The organism is Spartinivicinus ruber, from assembly GCF_011009015.1.
GTDB classification, from domain to species: Bacteria; Pseudomonadota; Gammaproteobacteria; order Pseudomonadales; family Zooshikellaceae; genus Spartinivicinus; species Spartinivicinus ruber.
The window spans coordinates 55624-80938 of the sequence record NZ_CP048880.1; the positions used below are offsets into that span (position 1 = coordinate 55624).

Annotated in this window: 29 protein-coding genes; 28 read left to right on the plus strand and 1 reads right to left on the minus strand. The window is 42.4% G+C overall.

Annotation, left to right across the window (positions count from 1 at the left end; all coding sequences use genetic code 11):
• Nucleotides 1–79: 79 nt before the first annotated feature.
• The 28 genes from G4Y78_RS29790 (at nt 80) to G4Y78_RS29925 (ending at nt 23769) form a co-directional block, all read left to right on the plus strand.
• Nucleotides 80–484, plus strand: a complete 405-nt coding sequence (locus G4Y78_RS29790; protein ID WP_163836859.1) for a 3TM-type holin — start codon at nt 80–82, stop codon at nt 482–484.
• 2 nt (nt 485–486) lie between these two features.
• Complete coding sequence (locus G4Y78_RS29795) at nt 487–702, plus strand: HP1 family phage holin (RefSeq protein ID WP_163836860.1); 216 nt, start codon at nt 487–489, stop codon at nt 700–702.
• Nucleotides 699–902, plus strand: coding sequence for a hypothetical protein (locus tag G4Y78_RS29800; protein WP_163836861.1), 204 nt, complete (start codon nt 699–701; stop codon nt 900–902). The genes G4Y78_RS29795 and G4Y78_RS29800 overlap by 4 nt, the downstream gene beginning before the upstream one ends.
• Entirely contained in the window at nt 892–1515 is a 624-nt protein-coding gene (locus G4Y78_RS29805) for a hypothetical protein (protein ID WP_163836862.1), read from the plus strand. Before G4Y78_RS29800 ends, G4Y78_RS29805 begins: the two co-directional genes overlap by 11 nt.
• Nucleotides 1512–2996 carry a terminase gene (locus tag G4Y78_RS29810; RefSeq protein WP_163836863.1) on the plus strand — a complete coding sequence of 495 codons (1485 nt, stop codon included), beginning with the start codon at nt 1512–1514 and terminating at the stop codon, nt 2994–2996. Before G4Y78_RS29805 ends, G4Y78_RS29810 begins: the two co-directional genes overlap by 4 nt.
• Nucleotides 2996–4396, plus strand: coding sequence for a DUF4055 domain-containing protein (locus G4Y78_RS29815; RefSeq protein WP_163836864.1), 1401 nt, complete (start codon nt 2996–2998; stop codon nt 4394–4396). Before G4Y78_RS29810 ends, G4Y78_RS29815 begins: the two co-directional genes overlap by 1 nt.
• Nucleotides 4389–5489 (plus strand): minor capsid protein, encoded by a 1101-nt coding sequence (locus G4Y78_RS29820; RefSeq protein WP_163836865.1) that lies wholly within the window; start codon nt 4389–4391, stop codon nt 5487–5489. Before G4Y78_RS29815 ends, G4Y78_RS29820 begins: the two co-directional genes overlap by 8 nt.
• 15 nt (nt 5490–5504) lie before the next feature.
• Nucleotides 5505–6254 carry a hypothetical protein gene (locus G4Y78_RS29825; RefSeq protein ID WP_163836866.1) on the plus strand — a complete coding sequence of 250 codons (750 nt, stop codon included), beginning with the start codon at nt 5505–5507 and terminating at the stop codon, nt 6252–6254.
• A 12-nt stretch (nt 6255–6266) separates the two neighbouring features.
• A complete protein-coding gene (locus G4Y78_RS29830) occupies nt 6267–7280 on the plus strand; it encodes a major capsid protein (protein ID WP_163836867.1) in 1014 nt (337 codons plus the stop codon).
• Nucleotides 7281–7311: 31 nt separating this feature from the next.
• Nucleotides 7312–7602, plus strand: a complete 291-nt coding sequence (locus G4Y78_RS29835; RefSeq protein ID WP_163836868.1) for a hypothetical protein — start codon at nt 7312–7314, stop codon at nt 7600–7602.
• Nucleotide 7603: 1 nt separating this feature from the next.
• Nucleotides 7604–8110, plus strand: a complete 507-nt coding sequence (locus G4Y78_RS29840) for a DnaT-like ssDNA-binding protein (protein WP_163836869.1) — start codon at nt 7604–7606, stop codon at nt 8108–8110.
• Entirely contained in the window at nt 8107–8466 is a 360-nt protein-coding gene (locus G4Y78_RS29845) for a hypothetical protein (RefSeq protein WP_163836870.1), read from the plus strand. The genes G4Y78_RS29840 and G4Y78_RS29845 overlap by 4 nt, the downstream gene beginning before the upstream one ends.
• Nucleotides 8463–8849, plus strand: a complete 387-nt coding sequence (locus tag G4Y78_RS29850; protein ID WP_178124490.1) for an HK97 gp10 family phage protein — start codon at nt 8463–8465, stop codon at nt 8847–8849. The genes G4Y78_RS29845 and G4Y78_RS29850 overlap by 4 nt, the downstream gene beginning before the upstream one ends.
• On the plus strand, nt 8846–9262 hold the full coding sequence (locus tag G4Y78_RS29855) for a phage tail terminator-like protein (RefSeq protein ID WP_163836871.1): 417 nt from the start codon (nt 8846–8848) through the stop codon (nt 9260–9262). Before G4Y78_RS29850 ends, G4Y78_RS29855 begins: the two co-directional genes overlap by 4 nt.
• Nucleotides 9263–10201 (plus strand): phage tail tube protein, encoded by a 939-nt coding sequence (locus G4Y78_RS29860; protein ID WP_163836872.1) that lies wholly within the window; start codon nt 9263–9265, stop codon nt 10199–10201.
• Nucleotides 10201–10575 carry a phage tail assembly chaperone gene (locus tag G4Y78_RS29865; RefSeq protein WP_163836873.1) on the plus strand — a complete coding sequence of 125 codons (375 nt, stop codon included), beginning with the start codon at nt 10201–10203 and terminating at the stop codon, nt 10573–10575. Before G4Y78_RS29860 ends, G4Y78_RS29865 begins: the two co-directional genes overlap by 1 nt.
• 26 nt (nt 10576–10601) lie before the next feature.
• Complete coding sequence (locus tag G4Y78_RS29870; RefSeq protein ID WP_163836874.1) at nt 10602–10910, plus strand: phage tail assembly chaperone; 309 nt, start codon at nt 10602–10604, stop codon at nt 10908–10910.
• The gene (locus tag G4Y78_RS29875; protein ID WP_163836875.1) at nt 10876–13812 is read left to right on the plus strand and encodes a tape measure protein; all 2937 of its coding nucleotides are present in this window, start codon (nt 10876–10878) and stop codon (nt 13810–13812) included. Before G4Y78_RS29870 ends, G4Y78_RS29875 begins: the two co-directional genes overlap by 35 nt.
• Nucleotides 13812–14723 (plus strand): hypothetical protein, encoded by a 912-nt coding sequence (locus G4Y78_RS29880; RefSeq protein ID WP_163836876.1) that lies wholly within the window; start codon nt 13812–13814, stop codon nt 14721–14723. The genes G4Y78_RS29875 and G4Y78_RS29880 overlap by 1 nt, the downstream gene beginning before the upstream one ends.
• On the plus strand, nt 14723–15691 hold the full coding sequence (locus tag G4Y78_RS29885) for a hypothetical protein (RefSeq protein WP_163836877.1): 969 nt from the start codon (nt 14723–14725) through the stop codon (nt 15689–15691). The genes G4Y78_RS29880 and G4Y78_RS29885 overlap by 1 nt, the downstream gene beginning before the upstream one ends.
• Entirely contained in the window at nt 15688–17337 is a 1650-nt protein-coding gene (locus G4Y78_RS29890; protein ID WP_163836878.1) for a hypothetical protein, read from the plus strand. Before G4Y78_RS29885 ends, G4Y78_RS29890 begins: the two co-directional genes overlap by 4 nt.
• Nucleotides 17334–18134, plus strand: coding sequence for a phage BR0599 family protein (locus tag G4Y78_RS29895; protein ID WP_163836879.1), 801 nt, complete (start codon nt 17334–17336; stop codon nt 18132–18134). The genes G4Y78_RS29890 and G4Y78_RS29895 overlap by 4 nt, the downstream gene beginning before the upstream one ends.
• Entirely contained in the window at nt 18134–18364 is a 231-nt protein-coding gene (locus G4Y78_RS29900; RefSeq protein WP_163836880.1) for a hypothetical protein, read from the plus strand. The genes G4Y78_RS29895 and G4Y78_RS29900 overlap by 1 nt, the downstream gene beginning before the upstream one ends.
• A complete protein-coding gene (locus G4Y78_RS29905; protein ID WP_163836881.1) occupies nt 18361–18558 on the plus strand; it encodes a hypothetical protein in 198 nt (65 codons plus the stop codon). The genes G4Y78_RS29900 and G4Y78_RS29905 overlap by 4 nt, the downstream gene beginning before the upstream one ends.
• A complete protein-coding gene (locus tag G4Y78_RS29910; RefSeq protein ID WP_163836882.1) occupies nt 18534–21383 on the plus strand; it encodes a phage tail protein in 2850 nt (949 codons plus the stop codon). The genes G4Y78_RS29905 and G4Y78_RS29910 overlap by 25 nt, the downstream gene beginning before the upstream one ends.
• Entirely contained in the window at nt 21383–21835 is a 453-nt protein-coding gene (locus G4Y78_RS29915; protein WP_163836883.1) for a DUF2793 domain-containing protein, read from the plus strand. The genes G4Y78_RS29910 and G4Y78_RS29915 overlap by 1 nt, the downstream gene beginning before the upstream one ends.
• A gap of 349 nt (nt 21836–22184) precedes the next feature.
• Nucleotides 22185–22850, plus strand: coding sequence for a ParA family partition ATPase (gene parA, locus G4Y78_RS29920; RefSeq protein ID WP_163836884.1), 666 nt, complete (start codon nt 22185–22187; stop codon nt 22848–22850).
• A gap of 10 nt (nt 22851–22860) precedes the next feature.
• Complete coding sequence (locus G4Y78_RS29925; protein WP_163836885.1) at nt 22861–23769, plus strand: ParB/RepB/Spo0J family partition protein; 909 nt, start codon at nt 22861–22863, stop codon at nt 23767–23769.
• A 56-nt stretch (nt 23770–23825) separates the two neighbouring features.
• Here the strand turns inward: G4Y78_RS29925 and G4Y78_RS29930 are convergent, their stop codons facing one another.
• Nucleotides 23826–24887, minus strand: coding sequence for a replication initiation protein (locus tag G4Y78_RS29930; protein WP_163836886.1), 1062 nt, complete (start codon nt 24885–24887; stop codon nt 23826–23828).
• Between the last annotated feature and the right edge of the window lie 428 nt (nt 24888–25315).

The window sequence follows — 25315 nt, forward strand, 5'->3', positions numbered from 1 at the left end:
TCTGTGATTTTTGCTTGTAGCAAATACACTATCTTTCGTATATAAGAGTAGTTTTTGATCTTTAATTAAATAATTTTCAATGGATATTATGAATATTAAAGGCTTGTCAGATTCAGTAATGACGGGCCTTGACGAGCTTTTTACGTCTGATGAAGAAAGGCTAAAAGCTCAAATAATTTTGAATGAACACTTTAGTAAGCCCCATATTTTACAGGCTTTAGCAAATATTGAAGAGGCTAAACACTCCTCTATTTTTGTGTCTGGTTGGCGTCCTGCGTTGGGTTGGTTATGTACTGGTTTATTAGCTTATGCCTGGATTGGTAGGGATTTGTTAATTGTAATTCTTATGTCGTATGGTCAAACAGAAACAATTAATAAATTACCAGACATAAATACAGGCGAATTATTAACGCTGGTTTTTGCTTTGTTAGGGCTCGGCGGTGTTCGAACATGGGAAAAGATTAAAGGCGTTGCTAGGCGTTAAACATGAGCAAGACTACTACAGCGGCTTATGCATCAGGTGCAAGCATGGTTATAGCCGGTTTTACTATTCAAGATTGGGCGCTAGCCGTTGGTGTGATCTGCACGGTTACTACTTGCTTAGTTAATTGGCATTACAAACGTAAGAAAATAAATCACGAGATAGAATTTTTAAAGGCACAGTTAAATAAAAATTATATGGATGGGGCTAGCAAATCATGAAAAACAGCATTCAATTACAACATAAAGCTGACATAGCACACATGAAAGCTAGTACAGCAAAACTCATTGAAGACTTATCAAAGATAGAAGTAACAAGCGAAAACTATAGCAGCATTATAAAGAGCTTAAACCAAAGCACGAAAACTCTAAAAAAAGTTGTGCAGACTGAGTATGAATTGAGTTGTGAGAATGGCAGCTAAAACTGATTGGGAAAGCATCGAAAAAGAGTATAGAGCTGGTCAGCTTTCAATCAGGGCCATTGCTAATAAGTATAATGTTTCTGATACAGCAATACGCAAGCAGGCTAAGAAAGATTCTTGGCAAAGAGACCTTACCGAAAAGGTTCGAAAAGCGACCAAAAGCAAGTTGGTTCGCAGTCAGGTTTGCACTAAAAACACATGCGAAATAGTGCGAACTACAAAAGACGAAAGCCTTGATACAAATGGTCTGCAGGAAGGTTCGCACCCTCTCAGTTGTAGTGATGAAGTGCGAACCGAAGAAGAGATCATAGACCTAGCTTCAGAACGCGCTAAAGATGTTGTTCTCAGGCATATGGACTCCTTGGAAAAGTGCCAGGAAGTTTTTGACAAGATCATGGATTCCATACTTAAGGCAAAAATAACTGACAAAAATCGAAGTGCTATAGCGAGAGATTACAACAACTGCACTAATGCTCTTTCTAGAATGATTGCTACTGAGCGTAAGGCTTATAACCTTGATGAAGAAAAAGCCAGTGATTCTACGCAGGAAATGTCTGAGTTGATGGACTTGATTGCTCAAGAAGAGACCGAGGCTGGCCCGCTTGGAAGATGACCAAGAAAGTACAACAGCTTCTGAGGAATAGATTTTGGAGGTTAAATAATCTTTATTACATCACCGATAAAGAGGGGCATGTAATTAGATTTAAAATGACTCCTGAACAACTTGAATATTATGAAGGCTTGCATAATCGCAATATTATTTTAAAAGCTAGGCAGTTAGGTTTTACAACTGAGCAATGCATTATTCAATTAGATGCAGCTATTTTTTCAGGAGCAAAGTGTGCATTAATTGCCCACACATTAAGCGATGCAAACCGTTTATTTAGAGAAAAAATTAAATTTGCCTATAGTCGCTTGCCTTTAGAAATAAGAAGTGCAAACCCCGCTAGCAATGATCGAGCGGGCGAACTGGTATTTAGCAAAGGCGGTTCAGTCACGGTTAGTACGTCGTTTCGGGGCGGTACTTTGCGCTGGTTACATATTTCAGAGTTTGGGAAAATTTGCGCTAAATACCCCGATAAAGCACGCGAAATAGTAACTGGAGCATTTGAGGCAGTTAGCGCTAATTGCGTTATTACCATTGAATCAACTGCAGAAGGCAGACAAGGCTATTTTTTCGAATATTGCCAGACAGCAGAAAAACAAGCTTTAAGCAGGGTTAATTTATCTGCACTTGATTGGAAGTTTTTCTTTTTCTCATGGTGGAAAAACCCTGCTTATGCCTTGAAAGCAAATAATTTTCTACCTGAAAGATTGCGAGAATATTTTTTAGAGCTTGAGAGCAGACATGGCATAAAGCTAGCTGAAGGTCAAAAAGCTTGGTATGTCGCTAAAGAAAAAACGCTTGGCGATGATATGAAAAGGGAGTACCCCAGTATTCCCGAAGAAGCATTTCAGCAGTCAGTTGAAGGTGCTTACTACGCTAAGCAGTTTAGATTTTTATACGGTGAGAAACGTATTTGTGAGCTACCAGATAATAGTCATCAACCAGTTTCGACTTACTGGGATATTGGCATTGGTGACTCTACGGCTATTTGGTTCGTTCGCAAGGTTGGTACAGAGTTTCACATTATCGATTATTACGAAAATTCCGGCGAAGGCTTACGACACTACATGAAGGTGATTAAAGATAAGAGCTATCAGTACTCAGAACACTGGGCACCTCATGACATAGATAATCGTGAATTTGCTGGAGACGGCAAAACTCGTCGAGAGCTTGCCAGAGAAGGCTATGACATTGACGGCCAGAACTACAGCATAAGGTTTCATGTGGTGCCTAAGCTTGGCATTGATGAGGGTATCGAGTCTGTTAGGGAGTTACTACCCCGCTGTGCATTTGAAGCTGCTAAGTGCGAGCAAGGTATTAGCTGCTTAGAGAATTACCGAAAAGAGTGGGACGACAAGCGTGGTGTTTGGAAAGACAAACCGTTGCATGACTGGTCGTCACATGGTGCTGATGCTTTCCGCTATTTTGCCGTTGCGCAATCTGCTAGCAAGCCTGCAATGTCAATTAAAATGGGGTTTAGTTTTTAATGGCTGACGTAACTTTTCAGCATCCAGAATATGTAAAAGCTGCTAAGAAATGGCAAGTTGTAGAGGATGTTTGCGCAGGTGAAAACGTTCAAAAATACCTGCGCACATTAAACCCTAGCGATACCAGTAAGCAGAACAAAGAGCGTAACGAGCAGTACAAGAAAGGAGCTGTGTTTTATAACGCTACTGGCAGAACTCGCCAGGGGCTTGTAGGAGCTGTTTTTAAAAAGTGGCCAGTACTTAATGTGCCAACGGCTTTAAGCTATGTAAAAGAAGACATAGACGGTTCATGCGTTAGCATTTATCAGCAGTCACAGAGCGTCTTAGCTGCAATTATGAGCAAAAGCCGTCATGCGTTGTATGTTGATTACCCTAACGTTAAAGCGCCTGCCTCTAAAGCTCAACAGGAAGCAGGGCTAATACGGGCTAACATTGTTAGTTTGAACGCAGAGAACGTCATTAACTGGCGCACTCAGAAAGTCGGCTCAAGTCATTTGCTGTCATTGGTTGTTATCAAAGAGTCAATACAGCAGACGACAGATGACGGCTTTGGGCTTGAGAGCATAGAGCAATATAGAGTTTTGCGGCTAGACAGCTTCTACCATGTTGAGATTTGGCAGAAAAACGCTGATGGTGTGTGGTCGATAGATAGCGAGTATCAGCCGCTTAATGGCAAAGGTCAGCCCTGGCGCTTTATCCCGTTCACGTTTATTGGTGCCGAGAATAACGACACTACAATAGATCAGCCACCTTTGCTTGATCTTGCCCGGTTAAACCTAGCTCATTATCAGAACTCGGCAGACTACGAAGACAGTGCTTTTTTTGTTGGGCAGGCACAACCTGCTATTAGTGGACTTACTGAAGAATGGCGGGATTGGTTGCAGCAGAACGGTATTTATATTGGTTCTCGCTCCCCTATTCTGCTGCCTACTGGCGGCCAGTTCGACATAAAACAGGCGCAGCCGAACACTATGGTAAAAGAAGCCATGGACCAGAAAGAGCAGCAGATGATTGCTTTAGGTGCAAGGCTTCTAGACAAGGGCTCAGCAGTAAAGACGGCAACTGAAGCTCAAGCAGAAAACGAAGCTGAGCACTCTGTTTTGTCGCTAGCTGCAAGTAATGTTTCTGAGGCTTACACCCTGGCGCTTAGCTGGATGGCTGAATTTATGAATGCACCGGCTGATGTGGAATACACACTTAACCAGGAGTTTACCCGCTCTGAGCTTACACCGCAGATGCTAACCGCTTTGATTCAGGCTTGGCAGTCTGGCCGTTTACCTGACTCCGATCTATGGGCGCAGCTCAAAAAATACGGCGTTATTGATCCAGAAAAAGACGACGAGAGTATTAAAGAAGAATTGGAAACAGCTGATACAGGGTTAGCATTAGACGATGAATAACCCGCTATTTGATTTTACTGTTCGTAATCAAGTGTTTTTAGAGGGGCTTAAATCTGGTGAGGTCAATCAATTTACGGCTTTTTTAAAGCAGATTGATAAAGAAATTAAGCTTCGTTTAATCGAGAATGATTTAACTACATTTTCCCGAACCCGATTAGAGAAGCTTTTAAAATCGATTCAAAAGGCACTAGCAAATATTTATAGCGCATATTACGACGAGTTAGCCGGTAGTTTAATTGATATTGCAGAATACCAGGCAGAGCTAGAAGCTAAAACACTGGACGCGGCGGTTTCAGAATCACAAGCCGAGTTGCCAGAAATTAAGCGCAAACAGTTTGAACCTACGATACCGGCAGCTACTCAGATTTACGCCGCCGTATTTGCTACACCCCTTTCAGTACGTGGGGTTGATGGGGGTAAACTGCTTGATGCATTTATCAAAGACTGGGCAAAGGTTGAGCGTCAGCGGGTAGTCGGTGCAATAAGACAGGGCTTTTTCGAGGGGCAAACAAATGCCCAAATTATTCGAAATATTCGAGGCACCAGGGCTAATAATTATCGTGATGGTTTACTGGCAATTAGTAGCCGAAATGCTGAGGCAATTGTTAGAACATCAATACAACATGTGGCGTCTGTTGCGCGGTTTGAAACGTGGAAAGCGAATGATGATATTTTAGAGGGATACCGTTGGGTCTCAACGCTTGATAGTTCCACTACACCTGTATGCAGATCACTAGATGGAATGCAGTTTGAACTAGGCAAAGGCCCAAAGCCTCCAGCACATATACGCTGTAGGTCAACAACAATAGCGGTGCTTAGCAAAGAGTTTAGCTTTCTATCTGAAGACAGAACCCGCGCCAGTAAAGACGGACCGGTTAAGGGGGGCCTAACTTATTACGAATGGCTAAAAACTCAACCAGCTAGTTTTCAGGATAAAGCTTTAGGAAAAACAAGGGCAAAATTATTCAGAAATGGTGGCTTATCTGCAGAGAGATTTGCCGCGTTAAATTTAGGTAGAAATTTTAAACCGCTTACGCTTGATCAAATGCGGAAATTAGAACCCGCTGCTTTTGAAAGAGCTTTCAGTAATTAATTAAGGTCATAACTCATGTTGAAATTTCAATTAGATTCGCTCGAAGGCGTAGACGAAAATCTGCACGGCTTGTATGAAGAGGTAAACGGCGCTTACCGTTTAAAAGTTGATGGTATTGAAGATACCGGCGCACTAAAACGTGCTAAGGAGCATGAGAAAACAGCCCGCAAAGCCGCAGAAGATCAGGCCCGCGAGCTTAAAGAGCAACTAGAAGCCCTGCAGGTGAAGATGAACGAAAACAAAGATGCTGACGCCCGTAAAAATGGTGATATTGAAGCGCTTGAAAAGTCATGGCAGGACAAATTTTCTAACAGTGAAAATGCATGGTCAGAGAAATTAACTAGCCGTGAAAATGAATTAAATGGCACTATTGAAAAACTTCAAAATAATTTAAAAGCTATTTTAGTCGATAAAGAAGCTGTACGCCTGGCTTCTGAATTAGCCGTTGAAGGTAGTGCAGAATTATTAATTCCTCACATTAAAGCACGTCTTACTACTTCTGAACGTAACGGACAGTTAGTGACTGTTGTAAATGATTTGGAAGGCAAACCAAGTGCTTTAACGCTTGATGAACTCAAGCATGAGTTTGCAAACAAAGCGGCATTTGCCCCAGTGATTGTAGGCTCTCTCGCTACTGGTAGCAGTGCTTCCAGCAGCAAAAGTAGCAGTGCTACTAAGAAATTTAGCGAATTAACTGAAGCTGAAAGAACCGATCTTTATAGAAAAGATCCTGAGCAGTATCGTCAACTTAGAGATGCCGAATAAGGAAAATAACTAGTGCCAACAACACGTTTAACAGATGTCATAATACCTGAAGTATACGCAGATTATCAGGCAGAAAACTCACCAGAAAAAACGGCTTTTGCTCAGGCAGGTATTGCAGTCTCTAATGACATGCTAATAGCTAAAGCAAACAGTGGTGGTAAAACGATTGATATTCCATTTTGGCGAGACCTGGATGCAGCAGAAGAGCCAAACTACTCAAATGACGATCCAAAGGACAGAGCTGAACCGAATAAAATTGACTCTGGTGAACAAGTAGCACGAGTTGCTTACTTAAACCAGGCATACAGTGCCACAGACCTTGCAGGTGAAATTGCTGGAAGTTCTCCAATGCAACGGATTAGAAATCGATTTGGGGTTTACTGGCAAAGACAGTGGCAACGCCGTTTGTTAGCGGCTTCACAAGGTTTACTGGCCTCAAACATAGCTCAAAATGATGCCGATATGGTGTGTAGTATTGCTATTGAAGATGGTAATGCGGCAACTGAAAAAAATAAATTCAATCGCAGTGCGTTAGTCAATGCAGCTTTTACTTTGGGAGATCAATTTGAACAAGTCAAAGTGATTGCGGTTCATTCAATGATTTATCAAAAAATGATAGACAACGATGACATTGAGTTTATTAAAGACAGTCAGGGTAATTTAACGATTCCAACATACCTAGGACGACGTATTGTAGTAGACGATGGAATGCCTGTAATTGCAGGTAATACAAGCGGCTTTAAATACCTTAGCGTGCTTTTTGGTGAAGGTATGTTTGGATATGGTGAAGGTAAACCTAACGTTCCAGTAGAGGTTGAGCGCCAAGGCTTGCAAGGTGGTGGTGGCGGTGTTGAGTATTTAATTGAACGTAAAACATGGTTGATTCACCCATTCGGTACTCAGTTTTCAAGTAACAGTGTCTCTGCCGCATCAGCAACGCTCGCAGATTTACGTAAAGCTGAAAACTGGAAACGTGTAGTGCATCGTAAAAACATGCCTCTCGCATTTTTGGTCACTAATGGATAAATAAGGGCTGCAAAGCCCTTAAGGGTTTTTTATGACAGAAAAAAACCAAGATGGTTTTATACCTGGGCAATTGGTGACATTTGAGGAAATCACCAGGCAACTTAGGGATCGCAATAGAAAAGCGCTAGAAAATAATAAGGAACAACCAATTTCTGTATCAGAAAAAATTGTTAAAGCTTTAAGCCAACTAGACCAAGCGAATGATGCCCACTGGACTAATGCCGGTTTGCCCAACGTTAAAGCCGTTGAGGAAATTCTAGGCCAAGACATTACCCGTGCTGACATTAACGCCGCTGCACCTGATTTTAGACGAGATGTGTAGCATGTTAGTGATAGAAGACGGTAGCGGTACTAACCCCAATGCTAACAGCTACGCCAGTGTTGAAACGTTGCGGATCTTTGCCAAGCTTCGCGGCATTGATCTTACTGAACTGTCAGACGACCAGTGCGCTGTATTGCTAATTAAAGCGATGGACTACTTAGAGTCTAAAGCTAGCAAATTTCAGGGCGAGAAGAGCAACCCACGCCAGCCACTACAATGGCCCCGCCGTGGCGTTCGTCTTGATGGCTTATCGGTTGGTGAGAAAGAGATTCCACGCAACTTGGAGTATGGCCAGTTACAGCTAGCACTTGAAGCCCGCGAGCATGACTTAATGCCTAACCGCTTACCTGGTGAAAAAGGCGCAGTGATTAAAGAGCGTGTAGAAGGTGCTGTAGAAGTGGCTTATGCAAACAATAGTACCCCTGACAAAGTACCTGCTTTTGCTAAAGCTGAAGCCCTACTTTCTCAGCTATACAAGAAAAACGGCTTATTCCTGGTGCGTGCATGAGTTTTTATGAAGGTTTGGCAAGTACGGCAAGTAAGCTGCTAGCTGATAAGGGCGCACCTGTTGTGTTGCTTCGTGAATCTGGCGAAACGTTCGACCCAGTTAACGGCAGAGTAACACCAGGCACAACCAAGCAACTTAAAACAAGTGGCGTATTAACCAGTTTTACTAAAACGACTGAAACCGAGCTAGGCGGGAATATTGTGGCAGGTGACATGCTGCTTGTGTTGTCTGCTGAGGTTGAGCCGTTATCGACTGATAAATTATTGGTGAATGGTGAGCCCTGGCAAATAGTGCGAATACTGCCGGTTAATCCAGCCGGTACGCCTATTAGTTACAAAGTGCAGGTGCGCAAGTGAGTTTTAGTAGTGATTTAGGCCGGTTTTCTGTTGAGTCTTTGCAGGCTGTAGAGCGTATCATCAGGGCTATTAAGTTAGAGCTATTTAGCGGTGTCATCCTAGACACGCCGGTCGATACAGGCCGAGCCCGTGGCAACTGGCAAACGTCAACGGGCTACCCGAAGACTTCAACTGTAGAGCGTTTTGGTGCTAATGCTTCGCTTAACGAGATGCGCAATAACTTAGGTGGTTTGGATGGCACAACTTATCTAACAAATAATTTGCCTTATATTGAGCGGTTAGAATTTGGTTATTCACGACAAGCACCTAGCGGAATGCTTAGAAAAAACTTCGCTCGCATTAATCAGATTGTACAAAGGGCTGCTAATCAGCACTCGATATGAGTTTTTCAGCAATTAAAAAAACGCTCATGCAAGCGTATGTTGACGGTGGTTTTAACCTGCCCACAGCCTACGACAACCGAAGCTTTGAGCCTAAAGGCGGTGAATCCTGGGCGCAGGTTTTTATCATTAATAATATGCCAGAGGTTGCAACGCTTGGTGATCACGGCGAAAACGAGCACACCGGATTTTTGCAAATTGATATTAATTTCCCAATTAATTCGGGTGATGGTGATGCTTTAGAAAAAGCCGACGAAATTACTCATTATTTTCATATCGGTAAGCGATTTAATTTTAACGAGCAAAATATTTTTATTAATTCAAGCGGTGTTAATCGGCCAAGTAATCAACCGGCGGAATGGTATCGACTTGTAATAACAGTTTATTGGTCTGCAAGAACCAGGAGAATTAAATAAATGGCTGACGGAAGTAGACACAGTATGTCGTTAGTCTTGGAGACTACACCAGGGCAAACACCAGAAAAACCAGAGTTTGAGCCGATACGACACACGGGCACTACCCTTGCGCTTACTAAAAACACGCTGCAATCTGAAGAGATCCGGGCAGATAGGCAGATAACCGACCTTAGACACGGTTCTTATCAGGTTGGCGGCGACATTAGCATAGAGCTATCACACGGCTCCTTTGACACTATTCTAGAAGCTACACTATGCGGCACTTGGCAGGAAGACAGCCCCGTTGCTGATACTGACGAATTAAAAGTCGGTACTGTTCGCCGCTCGTTCACTATCGAAAGAAAGTTTGCTGATTTAGACGCCACCGCTAATCCATATCATAGGTTTAGAGGCTGCGAGTTCAACTCACTACAGTTGCAGATTAACGCTGATTCGATGGTAACAGGCACTGTAAGCGTTGTTGGTCGTGGCATGAGTACGGCCAGTGATGTTATTGCAGATTCAACTTACAAAGTGGCATCAACAACAAGCCCCCTTGATTCATTTACCGGCTCACTGAAAGAAGCTGGCAACCCGATAGCGGTAATTACTGAAATTCAGTTAACCCTGGAGAATGGTTTAGAGGCGCGTAATGTCGTAGGTTCTAAAGAAAGTATTGCACCCTCTATCGGCCAATCTAATGTTTCAGGCCAAATTAGCGCTTATTTTGAAGACTCCACGCTAATTAATAAATTTATTGATGAAATTGAATCAAGCATAGAGTTCACTTTGCCAGATGGCACAGGCAACGAATACACCTTTGTTTTGCCGCGTATTAAATACACCGGTGGACAACCTGACGTATCAGGCGCTAGCTCTATTGTGCTGACTATGCCCTTTCAAGCGTTATTAGACTCTGTAACTGGATCAAATTTAATTATTAGAAGGAAGTCGGCCTAATGGTTTCAATGACTGATTTTTTTACCCGTGAAAAGGCGAATACCGGTATTAAATTACCCTTAACACTGCCAGATGGAACAGAAACCGAGCACTACTTAGTCATTCGTGGTGTTGATTCTGATTTTTATCAAGAAGCAGTAAACGAAACTAGGCGATTAGTTTTATTGGATGCAAAAAATAAAAATTCAGAATATACCAACAAAGAAGCAGAGCTAACTATATTGGCTAGCTTAGTAGCTGACTGGTCTTTTGATGAAGAGTGCACGCCAGAAAATATTAAAAAGTTTCTACGCGAAGCGCCGCAAATTGCGCCAAAAATAGACAGTGTGGCGGGTGATCGCTCCCTTTTTTTCGGCAAAAAACAGAGCAACTAGCTAAATTTTTCGAGTCTGAGATAAGGTTGCAATTACCCCCTAAAGGCTCGAAAAAATCCTTAAAAGCACAGCTTTTACAGGTTTATAAAGCAACAGGTAAAAAGCCTAAAGAGTTAGCAGAGCAGCCCAAATGCCCGGAAGAATTAGAATACATTTTTCACTGGTGGCTTGAAGTACGCAGCAGCGAAACCCTTACATTCACAGAGTTATACCACTGGTCAGAGCTAACTAAAAAGAATTTGCGAGCCTGGGAAGTCGATTTAATCCGCTCCTTAGATCGTATTTACTGGAATATCATTAATGACGACAGCGGCACAGCTGCAAATAGCAGTTGAAACAACAGGAGTTAACACTGCAACTAGTGTATTGCAGCAGTTAGCTATTCAAGGCCAGAGATCAGAAAGGGCTACAGACGGCTTAACAGATGCTATTAGAGACTTAGTAAGGCAAGGAAGACTAACCGAACAAGCTGTTAACCGTTTGGGTGTTTCGCTGGATCGCTTAGAAGGTGACACCCAAGACGCCGCTAGAGCAACAGATGGTTTAGCAAACTCCTTTTCTCGTGTTAAAGGTGTGTTAAGTGCTATTGCTGGCTCAATGGCCATTAGAGAAGTTGTGCAAGCCGCTGATGCATTTGCAAAGATGCAAGCGCAATTAGATTTAGTTTCAAGCTCTGCAAGTGAGGCTCGACAGTCTTACTCTGCTCTTTTTGATTTAGCGCAAGAGTCGAGAGCCGATATTGAAGCAACTGTCGGACTTTATTCAAAGCTAGCTCGCAGTACAAAGGAGATGTCATTAAGTAATGAGCAGCTTTTAGCCATCACAGAGACGGTAAACAAGTCATTTAAAATCAGTGGTGCTAGCGCAGAAGAGGCCAAATATTCAATTATTCAGCTTGGCCAAGGCTTGGCTTCTGGTGTGCTACGTGGTGATGAGTTTAACAGCGTAATGGAAAACGCCCCTCGTCTTGCGCGTGCTATGGCTGACGAACTGAACCTGACTACCGGGGAACTAAGAGCATTAGCCCAAGAAGGAAAGCTGACTAGTAAAGTAGTTGCAGGTTCAATATTAAACCAAGCCAATGCAATACGAGAGGAGTATAAAAAAATACCCCGTACAGTTGGCGATGCGTTAACCCAACTAAAAAACGATTTTACAAACGCCTTTGGTCGTACTGACGTAACACCACTAACTAGCGCTATTGATGACCTTAGAAAGCTGATAGCTGACGAAGGCTTTCAACAAAGCGTTGTTGCACTGGGAACCGCTATTACAAAGGTAATTGGTGCTGCTGGGGAGGGTTTATCAGAACTAGTTGACCTTGGGCGGCAAATTGGAACGCTTGCAGCTAAGGCTTCCGGCTCTACTGATGAAATAGAAGATTTAAGGCAGGCAATTACACGCCTTCAAACGCTACAAAACAGTAGCGACCTAAGCCGTACAGGTATCTTTTATATTGATGGGGAATTTGATTTACACCTAGACCAGCAAGAAATAGCTGAAGCTTTAGAAAATAAAAAAACACAGCTCAATGAGCTGTTAAAAAAGTATGGTTTTTCACCTGAATACGATGACTCAGGCGCTAAGATTAAGCCCAACAAGGCAGAAGGCAAAATAGACGTAAGCTTTAGTGTTTCAGGCAACCTTGAGGCTGTTCAAAAGAGAATAGCCGCATTAAACGAAGAAGCGTCAACCCTTGGTATGACTGCCAGGGCGATTGATATTTACAAGGCCAGTCAACAAGAAGCAACCAAAGCCGACTTAAAAGCAATTAATGCAGCTTACGACAAGATCGAAGCTTACCAAAATCAGCAAAAATTTGATGCTTTAGCTCAGTCCCTGAGAACTGAAGAAGAACTAATCAAGGATAACTATAAAACTAGCCTGGAGATTGTTAGAAATAACACAACAGCCACAGCCGAGTTAAGGCAAAGACTAACAGGCCGTGTAACTGCTGAATATCACAAAGAGCTAGCAGCACTCAAGAAGCAAAAAGCGGATGAAATACAAACAATAAAAGACTCTTTAGCTACTGAAGAAGAGCTTATTTTGTCCAGCTATGACAAGCGCCTTAACCAGATTTTAGAGAAAACCCGTACAGGCTCAAAGTTACAGCAAGACCTTTTAGAGCGGCTTAACAAGAAGTTTGCTACTAACGTGCTTGATGGTTTTAGAAGTAGCCCAAAATCTACAGATGAAAAAATAGCCGATTTAGAAGACGAATATAAAAGGGCTCAAAATGTTGTACTCAAGCGAACCCAAATTACGGAGGAAGAAAAAACCAAGCTATTAGTTCAGCTAGCAGAAGAGCGCCAAAAGCGGCTAGAAGAAATTGAGAAAAACAGCGAAGTTAACAAGGTTAGAAACGCCTTAAAAACCGAACCAGAGCGAGCTACAGACCTTTTTCAAGAGCGTTTAAAAACCATTGATGAGTCTGGCGAAAGTGAAGAGGAAAAGGATAGCTTAAGAGGCCGAGCGACAAAGCAATATGCAACTGACGTACTTGGTGACTTTGCTAAAGAGCAAACAATTGAAGAAAAAATAAACAAAATTAATGAGGATGCCGAGAAAACAAGAGAGGCTATTTTAGCTAACGAAGCCTTAACACAAGAGCAGCAAACCGAGTTAGTTAGCGAGTTAACCAAACAACGAAATGAGCAAGTACAGCAGTTAAACGACCAAAAAAACCAACAAATGCTAGCCACCTCTGGCAAGTTCTTTGATGGTATGGCAGGGCTAGCCAAGGCTTACGCGGGTGAACAATCCGGCATTTATCGCGCTCTATTTGCTGTATCTAAAGCCCACGCTTTGGCGGAAGCGCTACTAGAAGCAAAATCTTTGTACATGAAAGCAGCCGCGAGCGCCCCACCTCCCGCAAATGCTGTACCTATTGCTTTAGCTGTCGCCCAAGGTGCTGCAGGCGTTGCACAAGTTGCAGCGGTTAACTTCTCTGGCGCATACGACAAAGGTGGCCATATTCCGGCGGGTAAATTCGGCTTAGTGGGTGAGTACGGCCCTGAATTTGTCAATGGCCCAGCAAACGTCACAAGCCGTAAAGACACAACCAAAATGTTAGAGCAGGCTAGTCAAAAAGCAGAAGCAACACCACCGCCCCAAGTAAATGTAAGGGTTGTTAATGCTGTAGACCCTGCAATAGTTGGCGATTTCTTAGATACCCACGAAGGCGAGCAGTTAATTATGAATGTTGTTAGAAGAAACCAGGGAGCCTTGAGCTAATGGCTGTTGAAATTGGAACCGCTGATAATTACTTGGATTTGCTTGATAAACTGAGAATTTTTTTAACAACAAATGAAGAGCTTGTAAACACTGGCCAGCAGTGGGAGATATTGCGCTGGAATAACGGCCATGAACTTATTTTAAAAGCACCAGGCTTATCAGGTGCTGAAAAAATATATATGGGAATCTGGGCCTACGAAAACACAACTAATGATTACTATAACTTTAATATTTGCGGCTTAGTTGGTTACATTCCTGAACACTCTTTTGCTGATCAGCCTTATAAACAATCTGCTTTCGTGTGTTTATGGCAGCATAAAATACCATATTGGTTTATTGCGAATGGCCAGCGAGTAATTGTTGCTGCCAAAATATCAACCGTTTATGAGTATTTTTATTTAGGCAAAATTCTCCCTTATGGTACGCCTCAACAATACCCCTACCCTTTGTTTGTAGGGGGTACTACTAATGCAGATGGTGAGCGCTGGTCTGGTACAGGAGCAAGACACTCTGGTTTTCAGTGTCCCGGCTATGGTAGTTACCTTTACACCATTGATAGCGTATGGCGCAGGGTTTGTAATCGCGAGCCTTATAGTAGCTCTCATCGCTGGCGAGGTGAAAATACTATTTTTTTATATCCTACTGATACCTGGAGCTTTGGTGGTGGCAATTGCAAGTTATCTAATATCCAACAAAATACAGACAGCACTTACACCCTGCTACCTTACATACTCCACACATCAGACCAACCCGCTAAAAATGTTTACGGCGAATTAGACGGTGCTTACTGGATAACCGGCAATAAAAGCGCCTCAGAAAATATTATTACGATTAACGGCCAGGATTACTTAGTAATACAAAACATCCACCGTACTACCTGGGCAGATTATTTAGCATTGGAGTTAAAATAATGGCTTTTGAAACCGGCCCAGCGAACGGCGTTGATGATTTATTGGATAAATTAAAAATTTTTGCTGATGCATTAGGCTATGAAATTTTAAGATGGCGTGATAGCTCTGACTATAACGGCAAAGAACTATCTTTAAAGCATTCAAAAGCAGGGGTATTTAATTTTTATACCGACAACGGTAATGGTGATGAAGGGAACCCTGGCCCATGGCTCGCATGTTATGGATCAACTTCGTTTGACTCAGATATAAACACAATGGAAAGGAATAGCAGCAATAACCTTGCTCCCGCTCAACCTGGTCATTCCCCTTTAAATGCAACTAACGGTTTAATAGGGCCTTTTACGCGCTATTATTTTTTTGGTACTCAGCAGTATTTGCATATTGTTATAGAAATTAGTCCTGGTGTTTATGCTCATAGTAGCGTTGGCACACTGGATAAAGCATTTGATTATGTGGGGGGCGAATATGTAGTGTGCACCAGCTGGTATCATGGAAAATACAACAACCGTATTGGTAGTTCAGGTGACAATTACCACGGTTACCCCTGGGATAATAAGGCTTATTATGCAAGCTATTACGATAGAATAAGGTGTGATTTACCAGACCTTAACCACCCCTATTGGCTAACTTTTTACGATAGAGAAGAAGACGGTTACTGCTGGGGCGGCATGCCTCGCAACGGTGAACGCGGCCCAATACACGGCGTTTTTCATCATTCGCCTAGTACATTCAATGGGCTAGCTCCCCTATTCCCCATTATGAATATTGCCCGTGTTACGGGTGGTCGCCGTTACATTTTGGGCACTCCTGCAGATGTACGAATCGTGAATATAACCCACTTAGTTCCCGGCCAATCCATGCATATTGGTAATGATGAGTGGTTAATTTTCCCCGTGAAAAGTAAAAATGGCCCCAAAGGTCAGCCTAATTCGGGTATTTACGGGCTAGCCTACCGAAAAATTGTATGATTAAGCGCATTGTTGATGGTGCTATTTTTACTGAGGTAGCCCCATGGGATCACGTTAACGAGTTGGATAACCGCACTTATGCGGTGTTGCCGTATGGCTGTTTGTTAAGTGCTAGTCCTAAAACTGGCAATATCCAAAATACACAACCTGTAGACGAGCTAAAGCAGCGTTATACAGGCTTTCAAATGCGCGGTTTTCAGTACGATTTTTACTACCGAATTCATGTTAAACCGGCGCATATATCGTTAGGTAATCTTCTATCAGAGCAAACCCGTAATGTTGAAGTCTGGAATGCTTACTTAACCCCTAAAAAGTTAGCTAGTGTCGTGGAAAGTGGAACGGAAGGCTTAGCACTAGCCCAGCCAGTTACCGCACCCACTCAATTCGGCGGATTAGAAGCCAGGCTATACACGCTTAATATATCGGTCAATGGTCCGCCAGTCGTTAACGCTGAGTTTACCTTTAACTTTGAAACTGGGCCTACAAAACTTGTCGTAACAGGTAAGCGTGTTGTGGTGTGGCCTTTTGCCCCACAAGCTAATGTATCTGAGGTGCTGGAATGGAAAACCGACATTTTGCAAGCTTACGAGGGCGAGCAACGGTTAGCCTTACGCCCTGCCCCGCGTCAGAAGTTCAGTTATAACTACTTGCTCGATGGCAACCAATTTAGTCGAGCCAAAGCAATTGCGACACAATGGGGCCACCGTGTTTATGGGGTTCCGGTTTGGACTAATTTAGCGTTTATCGGCCCTCTAGCCTCTGGAGTCAGTGAAATTACAGTTAATACGACAGCAGCCGATTACCGCGCAGATGATGTTATTTTAGTTTGGGATAATGACGAGTATTACGAAGCTGTCGAAACTACAGAAGTTAGCCCTAGCAAAATAGGTCTTAAATTACCGTTATCTAAGCCCTATCAAAATGCTTATGTTATGCCATTACGCTTTGGGCGTACTTATAGCGGTGCAAAATTTACTCGTGATGCTTCAGATATTACAGAAAGCAACGTTAGCTTTTCGGTTACTGAAAATATAAATCTGGCGGCGTCTAATTTTCCTAAATACCGTGATATTGATGTTTTAACAGATCGCTCTGTAATTGTTAGTTCGCTCGATGAAAATATTATTAGAGATGTAGAGGTTATTGATAACAGCACCGGCACAATTATTGTTGACACTAAAACTAACTACCCACTACACAAGCAAAAAATAAACTGGCATACGACAAGTAAGGCTGAGTTATGGCGAGTTAAGCAATGGATTTATAGCCGCCAAGGAAAACAAAAAGCATTCTGGTTGCCCAGCTGGGGACAAGATTTAACCCTGACTGAAGTCATGGCGGCGCAGTCAGGGGCCTTTATTGTTCGGCCTATTGGCTACCCACTCTATTACGGCATCAAAGACGTGATGCTAATTACCAAGTCTGGCGAGATCTTCTACCGTCGTGTATTGGGCGGCTCAGTCAATGATGACGGTAATGAGGTTTTAAGTATTGATAAAGCACTTGGTGCAACTGTATACCCCACCGACGTTGAGATCCTTTGTTTTATGTCCTTAGTTAGATTCGATGCTGACCGGGTGCAAATCAGTCATACGCAAGCCGGAAACGCTAAAATTTCTATTGCTGTCGTAGAGGTGCCAGCATGAGCTATGACTTAATTGAAACCAGCGCAGACAGTGGCCAACCGGTAGAACTGTATGAATTTGGTCAGGGTGTTCAGCGTTGGTATTTCACCAGCTCAGAACATGAGATTTTTTATCAATCAAAAACCTATATACCAGCCCCGATTAAACGGTCATCCGTTAATGTGACTGATGATATTTTTAAAGCCGCTCTAAAACTCACGTTTCCGCGAGATAACGAACTTGCGCGGCAGTTTTTGGGGTTTAGCCCTGAACTACCCACGACAGTTACGATTTTTAGAGGTCATTGGGAAGACGACGACTATATCGTTTATTGGAAAGGTCGAGTTTCAGGTGCTAAAGGGGCAGGCTCTACTATTACACTGGAATGCGAGTCTGTTTTTACCTCAATTCAACGGCCAGGGCTTAGGGCCAAATATCAGCGTATGTGTCGCCATGTGTTGTATGACCATAAATGCCAGGTGAATCAAAAGCAGTTTGAAGTGAAAGCGGTAGTACAAAACATCAACGGCACCCATTTAACGCTGACAGAAACATCGCGCTATCAAGCTGGTTGGTTTACGGGTGGCATGGTGAAAACAGAAGACGACGCAGTTAGGTTTGTTAGCTCGCATAATGGTAGTGATTTAATAATTACCCGGCCTTTTCATGACTTAAAGCCAAATACGACAGTTAAATTATACCCTGGCTGTAATCACCTTTCTGATACATGCCTAAACAAATTTAATAACCTGGATAATTACGGCGGCTTTCCGCATATACCAACCAGAAACCCATTTGACGGGAGTTCAATTATCTAATGTGGCCTGCTGTAGTAGCGTGGATAGGTGCGCTTGTACTGGTTGCAGTATCAATGCGACCCAAACAACAAGATCAAACCCCAGTAGCAAAAGACGTAAAAATACCCACCAATGAAGAAGGCACAGAAATACCTGTTGTATTCGGCACTCGCGATATTGAAAGCCCAATGAATGCCTGGTATGGGCATTTGCGAACCGTGCCTATTCGGAAAAAAGGCGGCAAAAAGTGATTATCCGTATCAATCATATTCGTAGCGCTTTGTTTTGCTCCAAAGGAGCAAGGCAGTTTTTCGAGCGCCATGGGTTAGATTGGGGTGATTTTTTAAAGCATGGCATTGAGTCAGAAAAGCTTTTAGCAACTGGCGATGCCATGGCTAAGCAAGTAGTGGATTTAGCGGAATGGGCGGAAAAAAGAAAGCCGTAACAGTCGGGTATAAATACTACATCGGCATGCACATGCTGCTATGCCACGGCCCAGTAGATAAAATCACGCAAATTAATGTCGATGGCAAGCGGGCCTGGTCAGGCGGACATGGCGGCGGTCGCCTTCATATTAGTGCAAGCAATTTATTTGGTGGTGAAAAGCGCGAGGGTGGTGTTAGTGGCTCTGTCGATATTTTAATGGGTCACCCAAATCAGCCTAAAAATGATTACTTAAAGGCTCGGCTTGGATCCAAAATACCTGCTTTCCGTGGTGTAGTTAGCGCCATTCTTAGGCAAGTCTATATAGGGATGAATCCTTATCTTAAGCGCTGGGCTTTCAGAGTTCAGCGTATTCATGTTCGGGATGATGGGCGGCCACAGTGGTACAACGATAAAGCCGAGATTGGCAGCGGTGATATGAACCCCGCCCACATTATCCGCGAGTGCCTGACTAGTTTAGATTGGGGTATGGGCTACACCGACGAAGATATAGACGACAATTCTTTTATTCATGCTGCTAATCAGTTACACGCCGAAGGGTTTGGGCTTTCTTTGCTATGGGATAAAGAAACCACTATCGATAAGTTTATAGAACTGATTTTAAAACACATCGATGGCGCACTATTTGTCGATAGGAAAACAGGCCGCTTTACCCTTAAGCTGATTCGTGACGACTACGACAAATCAAGTCTGATTAAGTTAGGGCCGCACAATGTAGGCAAGATTAATGACTTTACCCGCCCCACTGTTGGCGAGCTAACTAACTCTGTCACTGTTCAGTATTGGGATAGATCAACGGGCAAGAATGCGACAGTAAGCGCCCAAGATATAGCCCTAGCACAACAACAAGGTTGTGTTATTTCCACTACTCAGAAATACCCTGGCATTACTAACGGTGGACTAGCAAGCCGGGTTGCATCTCGCGATTTACGCGGCTATGCAAATCCATTAATCGGCTGTGTTTTAATTGCTAACCGAGAAGCTGCAAGCCTTAATGTGGGCGATGTATTTCTGTTTGAATGGCCACAATACGGTGTGTCTGAAACAGTGATGCGGGTTACTAATATCTCGCTCGGCACCCTCACCGACAACAAAGTCAAAATTGAATGTGTGCAAGATGTGTTTGCACTCAGTGAGGCTATTTACGCCTCCCCTACTCCTACCGGGTGGGCTTTGCCATTATCCGAGCCTGCTCCCTGCCCTTATCGTTTATTAGTTGAGGCTCCCTATTATGAAGTCGTACAAAGGGTGGGTATGGATGAAGCAGCCAAGCTAGCAAAAGAAGATGGCTTTTTAATTGTGGCAGGAACCAAACCCGCAGAAGACGCATTAAATGCTGATTTGCATGTGAATTCAGGTGGCGGCTATGAGTTAGTCGAGTCGTTAGAGTTTACACCGACTGCCTTATTAATGGCTGATGCTGGCTATATGGATACATCATTATCAATCGGCCAAACTGTAGACATTGATATTGTAGAGATTGGCTCACACATCCAGATTAATGATGAGCTAATGCAAGTCACCGCGATTAGCGATACTGAAATAAAAGTTAATCGCGGTGTGGCTGATACCATCCCACATAAGCACCCTTCTGGTTCTCGTGTTTTTGCTTGGGATTATTACGGCGAAACGGACGGCGTTAACTATCAAACTGGCGAGATAGTACACGCTAAAATTACCCCAGCAACAGGGCGCGGTATTCTAGATTTAGGTGTTGCACCACAGGACAGCGTTAGATTCAACAGTCGTGCATCTCGTCCATATCCACCCGGCAACTTCAAAATCAATAATCAGTATTATCCTAAGCTCGTCACTGGTGCTTTAGTTTTATCCTGGGCACACCGCGACAGAGTACAGCAAGCCGACCACTTAAAAGGTTTCACCTTTGGAGATGTTGGGCCAGAGTCAGGCACTACATACAAATTAAAGATATGGGATGAAAACAATAACTTGGTTGTTAATGAGTCCGAGTTGACTGGGAATACCTATAACTACACAGATGAAAAAAAGCACTTAGGCCAAAAAGTAACAAATCCTACCAACATTTTTGAATATGCCATTGAGGGAGAGCATACGCCAAGTGATGGTTACTTGCTTATTAATGTAGGGGTTAGACGGCGCGAACGAGATCCACATTTAAACATATTGAACACTGATGACCCTGACTGGGATACCAACTACGGGCAAACCAAAGATATAGGGGTTTTTCATTATGTTTATGACCCTGCCACTGCAACCAGCATTATAGAGCAGCCAGAAATAATCCCAGTCTTCGACTTATCATGGGAGTTATACATTTTTTGTTGGAACCGAAGCTCAGGCAATGACGTAGCAGAAATTGATTTAGAGCTTCAAAACAAAACAGGGCAAACCATTGCTGCAATCAGGGTAAAAAAAGAAGGCAGTTACAAAAATGGCTTATGGTATGGTTCAAGCCTCAACGACTTAACAAAAGCCAAACAAGAAGGCTCCTACCCCGGAACAAAAGGGGTTTTTTCATTTGAAGCAGATAGGTTGATTTTTCAGCATAACCTAGACGATCCAAATAGAAACCTGGCTTTTGAATTTCAATGCGATATGTCTTCAGTGGCACAGATTAAAGCGTCAAATATGAAGACAGTAACAGGCTATGATTACGCCGGAACTTACATAAAAATCATTGGCGGCGGTACCGGCTCATTCATGAGACAGCGCCGACTCAATCATAAGCTTCGTATATCTCTATCATCTCAGCGCGACGAATTACAAAGCAATCAAAGCTATGACGTGACTGTCGATCGTGATGGTTACGGCTATCAATACGGTAAATATTACGGTGGTCATTAATGGCAAAAAAAGAGCCTAACACTGGTTTAAATTACGGCTGGAAACTTGGCGAGTCTGGTTGGAATTTGCAGATGGATGAAAATCTAAAAGCCATCGGGGCGCTTTTAGTTATCTCTGTTCTATCTGCAACCACGACAGAACCACCCGCCTCCCCTACTCCTGGTGATCGATACTTAGTGCCTACTGGTGCTACTGGAGTATGGGCAGAAAGTATTAACAAGCTTGTTCGCTGGGATGGCTCAGCCTGGGAAGTTTACACGCCAGGAAATGGATGGGAAGTAACCGCACAAGACACTATGCAACGCTGGCACTATAACGGTGAAAACTGGGATTTATATAGTAGCCGTCTTGCAAGGTATGAGAATGACGAAGCAGCGGCAGAGGGTGGTACTCCAATTGGTGGTACTTATGTCAACTCTAAAACGGGTGTCGTTCATATGAGAATTGCATAACTTTTTTTCTATCAGAGTGACACCTGATTAGAGTGTCACCCCTCCCCTACTTTAGAGTGACACTCTTTTTTAAGGTGTCTCTCTTATGGGTGTATCTCTTCTAATCCAGCAATATAAGTGACTAAAAACTTAAACATAATTAGTCGCCAATGTAGCTAAGTCTAGTCACATTGATTATTTTTTAAACTTCACATATGGTTTTGCATGCAAAACTGACTGTCTAATATTAAAAAACACACGTCGAGTTTTGCATGCAAAACTAATAGCAAATACACTTAGTGTGACACTAGTTTTGCATGCAAAACTGAACTTTATTAAAAAGCACTTGTGGTACATGCTTGGGGGAAAAATGGCAAAAGTCATATCGTTTATTAACCAAAAAGGTGGGTCAACAAAGACCACTAACGCAATAACTTTAAGTCATGGATTACATAAGCGAGGCAACAGAGTATTACTGATTGATACGGACCAACAAAGCACAGCATCTAAAGCTTACGCAAGAGCCCTTGAGTCTGGCTTTACTGTTGCTGACCTTCCTAGTGTTATATCTGTTCCTCGCGAAACTATCGCAGATGAAATAAAAAGCTATAGGAATAGCTTTGATTACATAGTTATTGACTCACCAGGATCACTAGCAGACTTAAAAATACCAGCGGGTGTAATTAAAGCGTCAGACTTAGCCATAGTTCCTGTTCAACCAAGCCCATATGATATTGAAGACTCAGCTGCAGTTGTCGAGATGATTCACAGCAGGCGAGAGATAGCCGATGGACAGCCAAAGGCGGGTATTTTAATTAGCAGAACCAAAGATAAAACAATTTTAGGCAGGGAAATACAAGCTGCTTTAGAACAGTTTGAACTCCCTATAATGGAATCAAGAATACCTGACTCTGAAGTGTTTAAACAAACGGCTATTAGTGGTGGAAGCGTTTTTGATGCAAACCCTAAGAAACACCCAAAACCAGTTGACGCCGCGAATGCATTTGTCGATGAAGTGTTAAATATTCTTTCTTGAGTAATAAGCAATGCTAAACAGCTTAAAGAATTTTAAGGTTCAAAAAGGGGCTACTCAAGCTCAAATTGACGCAGTAAAAGATGAGGTGGTTTCTACAGCTAAAAGCGAAGGACGCTATTTAACTCTGCCCGCAAATCAATTTGAGCCTGACCTAAATCAGCCCCGCAAAACATTTGATAAGCAAGCCCTTAAAGAACTTCAGCAAAGTATTGAGTCAAAAGGGCAGTTGCAGCCTATTTTAGTGAAAGAGAAGGGCGACAGTGGAAAGTATCAAATAATTGCTGGTGAACGCCGCTGGCGTGCTATTAGTGACTCGCAAGTAATCAAAAATATCACTGCGATTGTTCGAGCTGGATCAGCTGATGACTTGCTAGTGCTTTTAATGCAACTTGACGAGAATAATAAACGCGAACAGGTTCCAGCATTAGAAAACGCCGAAGCAATAAAACGAGTGGTAGATATTTGCAAGGCTGATGGTTATGACCAAGCTCATGCAGCATCAATGATAGGTATAAGTAAGGGGCATTTAAGTAAATACCTATCACTATTGAATGCACCAGATCATATAAAGCAACTGTCTTTAAATGGTGACACACAAGATGTTGTAGCTCTTTATGACTTGGCAAGAGCAGCCAAAAAGAACGAAAAAGCGGTGAATGTTCTAGTAGATCAGTGGAAGTCAGGAGAACTAGAGGGCTCTTTAAGAAAAGCAAGCAGAGAGTTAGCTGAGAATACTAGTAAACCATCAAAGAATAAAAGCGCCACCGCTAAAACACCAACTATTAAAAAGCTAAATTTAATAGAGAAGGGCGGTCAACTTCAGATACAAATAGAGCTAGATAAGAAAACTGTTGTATTTAACCTTTCTGAAGCAGCATTAAAAGAGCTTCAAAGCGGCTTAAAAATACGTCAAAGATAACAAGTTTTGCATGCAAAACTGCAATTGCAAATTATCTCAGTTTTGCATGCAAAACTTTAAAAATCATCAAAGCTAACCTCATCCTCCCATGAAGTGTCAGTCCAGTCTTGTGTTTGTCTTTCTGGAACCCTTTCTTTAGCTTTGTTTGATAAAACACCCTGGTAATAAGATAAAGGCGATTTTTCAATACTTCCCATAGCAACAGCTGTTGCTAATGCAACCAGGCTTTCTGATAACTCTTCTTTTGTATATGTGGCAAATAATAAGTCAATTTGGCTAGGCTTAATATCTGGAATAAACACCCTGATTCTCTTTGCTAGTTCTTCATCAATAACAACATTGTCATTAACTAAAACTCCCTCCAATGAGCTATCAGCAGCCTCAAAAGTAACATTCTTGTGAATTGAAAACTTAACCTCTCCTACAGATCGCCCAACTCTTAACCCTTCAAAGTCAAAAGTTAGGTCTGTTTTGTCTTCAAGCTCAGTTTTAGCTGGCAATAACACATGTCTTTTAAAGTCTTGAAATCGCTTATATTTTGAATCTGCCAGACCTAGATAGCTTCTAAGCTCGCCAAGCTCTATCACTCTTTCACTACTATCTCTGCCTGATTTAAGTGGTAGATATTGCCGTAAAAGCTCATAAAGCCTAATAGAAAATACCGACCCTAATTTTACTACCTGCTTCAAATGATAAGAGGTGAAGTTGTTATTTAAGTCAAGCAAATAAGGCTTTAACTTTGGAGAAACAGAGAACTCTATTAAGCCATCTTTTGGCTTTGGTTGAATATCTGAAAACCAGCCAGTTATAAGCGGAGCATCTTCTGTATCAAAGATAGCGATTGTCTTAGAGCGCAACTTAACAAGCATAGCTGTTGTCTTTTTTCTTTTTAGCTCTGCAATGGATATTTCACTAAGCTGTGATAGTTCTTCATAAGTAAGGGTGTAATTCAATTGCCCCTTATCTTTAGGCTGAATCTTTGAAATAACAGATAGGACAACTTTCTGTTCCCAAAGCCCCAGCCTATGATCAAAGACCTCGCCGCCATTAACAAAGTAACTCTTGGCTTCAATCAAGGCATTAGCTTTGTTGACTCGTAATCGCTTCTTTTGATCCATAAAGACCCCATTTAAGTGTGAAACAAGAATATTCTACTCACACTTAAATGTAAATCTCTACCACTTTCTAATGGCTTAGCTATGCCTTGAAATAATCAAATTTCATTCATAATGGAAATTTCTACCACTTAATGTAATTTCCTCACACTTTGGGAATCTCTACCACTTTCAATGGAAATCCCCACCACTTAAATGGAAATTCCTACCACCTTATATGTAAATCCCTCACACTTAAATGGAAATTCCTACCACTTACTATGTAATTTACTACCACTTTAAGAGCTGTAGCCTTTGCTACATAAGGGCTGTAGCTCCCCTAAAACAAAAAACAGATAAAAACAAAATAAAAACACTTTAAACAACAAACAAGAGTTGTCAGTAGTTAAAAGAAAAAAGCCTATTTTTTATTCAAAAACAAAGCATTAAAG

Coding starts and splice junctions, on each gene's coding strand:
- G4Y78_RS29855 (WP_163836871.1), top strand. CDS start 8,846: ATGAGTTTTTCAGCAATTAAAAAAACGCTCATGCAAGCGTATGTTGAC.
- G4Y78_RS29810 (WP_163836863.1), top strand. CDS start 1,512: ATGACCAAGAAAGTACAACAGCTTCTGAGGAATAGATTTTGGAGGTTA.
- parA (WP_163836884.1), top strand. CDS start 22,185: ATGGCAAAAGTCATATCGTTTATTAACCAAAAAGGTGGGTCAACAAAG.
- G4Y78_RS29840 (WP_163836869.1), top strand. CDS start 7,604: ATGTTAGTGATAGAAGACGGTAGCGGTACTAACCCCAATGCTAACAGC.
- G4Y78_RS29880 (WP_163836876.1), top strand. CDS start 13,812: ATGGCTGTTGAAATTGGAACCGCTGATAATTACTTGGATTTGCTTGAT.
- G4Y78_RS29875 (WP_163836875.1), top strand. CDS start 10,876: ATGACGACAGCGGCACAGCTGCAAATAGCAGTTGAAACAACAGGAGTT.
- G4Y78_RS29835 (WP_163836868.1), top strand. CDS start 7,312: ATGACAGAAAAAAACCAAGATGGTTTTATACCTGGGCAATTGGTGACA.
- G4Y78_RS29900 (WP_163836880.1), top strand. CDS start 18,134: ATGTGGCCTGCTGTAGTAGCGTGGATAGGTGCGCTTGTACTGGTTGCA.
- G4Y78_RS29815 (WP_163836864.1), top strand. CDS start 2,996: ATGGCTGACGTAACTTTTCAGCATCCAGAATATGTAAAAGCTGCTAAG.
- G4Y78_RS29890 (WP_163836878.1), top strand. CDS start 15,688: ATGATTAAGCGCATTGTTGATGGTGCTATTTTTACTGAGGTAGCCCCA.
- G4Y78_RS29860 (WP_163836872.1), top strand. CDS start 9,263: ATGGCTGACGGAAGTAGACACAGTATGTCGTTAGTCTTGGAGACTACA.
- G4Y78_RS29805 (WP_163836862.1), top strand. CDS start 892: ATGGCAGCTAAAACTGATTGGGAAAGCATCGAAAAAGAGTATAGAGCT.
- G4Y78_RS29795 (WP_163836860.1), top strand. CDS start 487: ATGAGCAAGACTACTACAGCGGCTTATGCATCAGGTGCAAGCATGGTT.
- G4Y78_RS29910 (WP_163836882.1), top strand. CDS start 18,534: ATGGGCGGAAAAAAGAAAGCCGTAACAGTCGGGTATAAATACTACATC.
- G4Y78_RS29865 (WP_163836873.1), top strand. CDS start 10,201: ATGGTTTCAATGACTGATTTTTTTACCCGTGAAAAGGCGAATACCGGT.
- G4Y78_RS29925 (WP_163836885.1), top strand. CDS start 22,861: ATGCTAAACAGCTTAAAGAATTTTAAGGTTCAAAAAGGGGCTACTCAA.
- G4Y78_RS29895 (WP_163836879.1), top strand. CDS start 17,334: ATGAGCTATGACTTAATTGAAACCAGCGCAGACAGTGGCCAACCGGTA.
- G4Y78_RS29800 (WP_163836861.1), top strand. CDS start 699: ATGAAAAACAGCATTCAATTACAACATAAAGCTGACATAGCACACATG.
- G4Y78_RS29885 (WP_163836877.1), top strand. CDS start 14,723: ATGGCTTTTGAAACCGGCCCAGCGAACGGCGTTGATGATTTATTGGAT.
- G4Y78_RS29820 (WP_163836865.1), top strand. CDS start 4,389: ATGAATAACCCGCTATTTGATTTTACTGTTCGTAATCAAGTGTTTTTA.
- G4Y78_RS29790 (WP_163836859.1), top strand. CDS start 80: ATGGATATTATGAATATTAAAGGCTTGTCAGATTCAGTAATGACGGGC.
- G4Y78_RS29930 (WP_163836886.1), bottom strand. CDS start 24,887: ATGGATCAAAAGAAGCGATTACGAGTCAACAAAGCTAATGCCTTGATT.
- G4Y78_RS29845 (WP_163836870.1), top strand. CDS start 8,107: ATGAGTTTTTATGAAGGTTTGGCAAGTACGGCAAGTAAGCTGCTAGCT.
- G4Y78_RS29825 (WP_163836866.1), top strand. CDS start 5,505: ATGTTGAAATTTCAATTAGATTCGCTCGAAGGCGTAGACGAAAATCTG.
- G4Y78_RS29915 (WP_163836883.1), top strand. CDS start 21,383: ATGGCAAAAAAAGAGCCTAACACTGGTTTAAATTACGGCTGGAAACTT.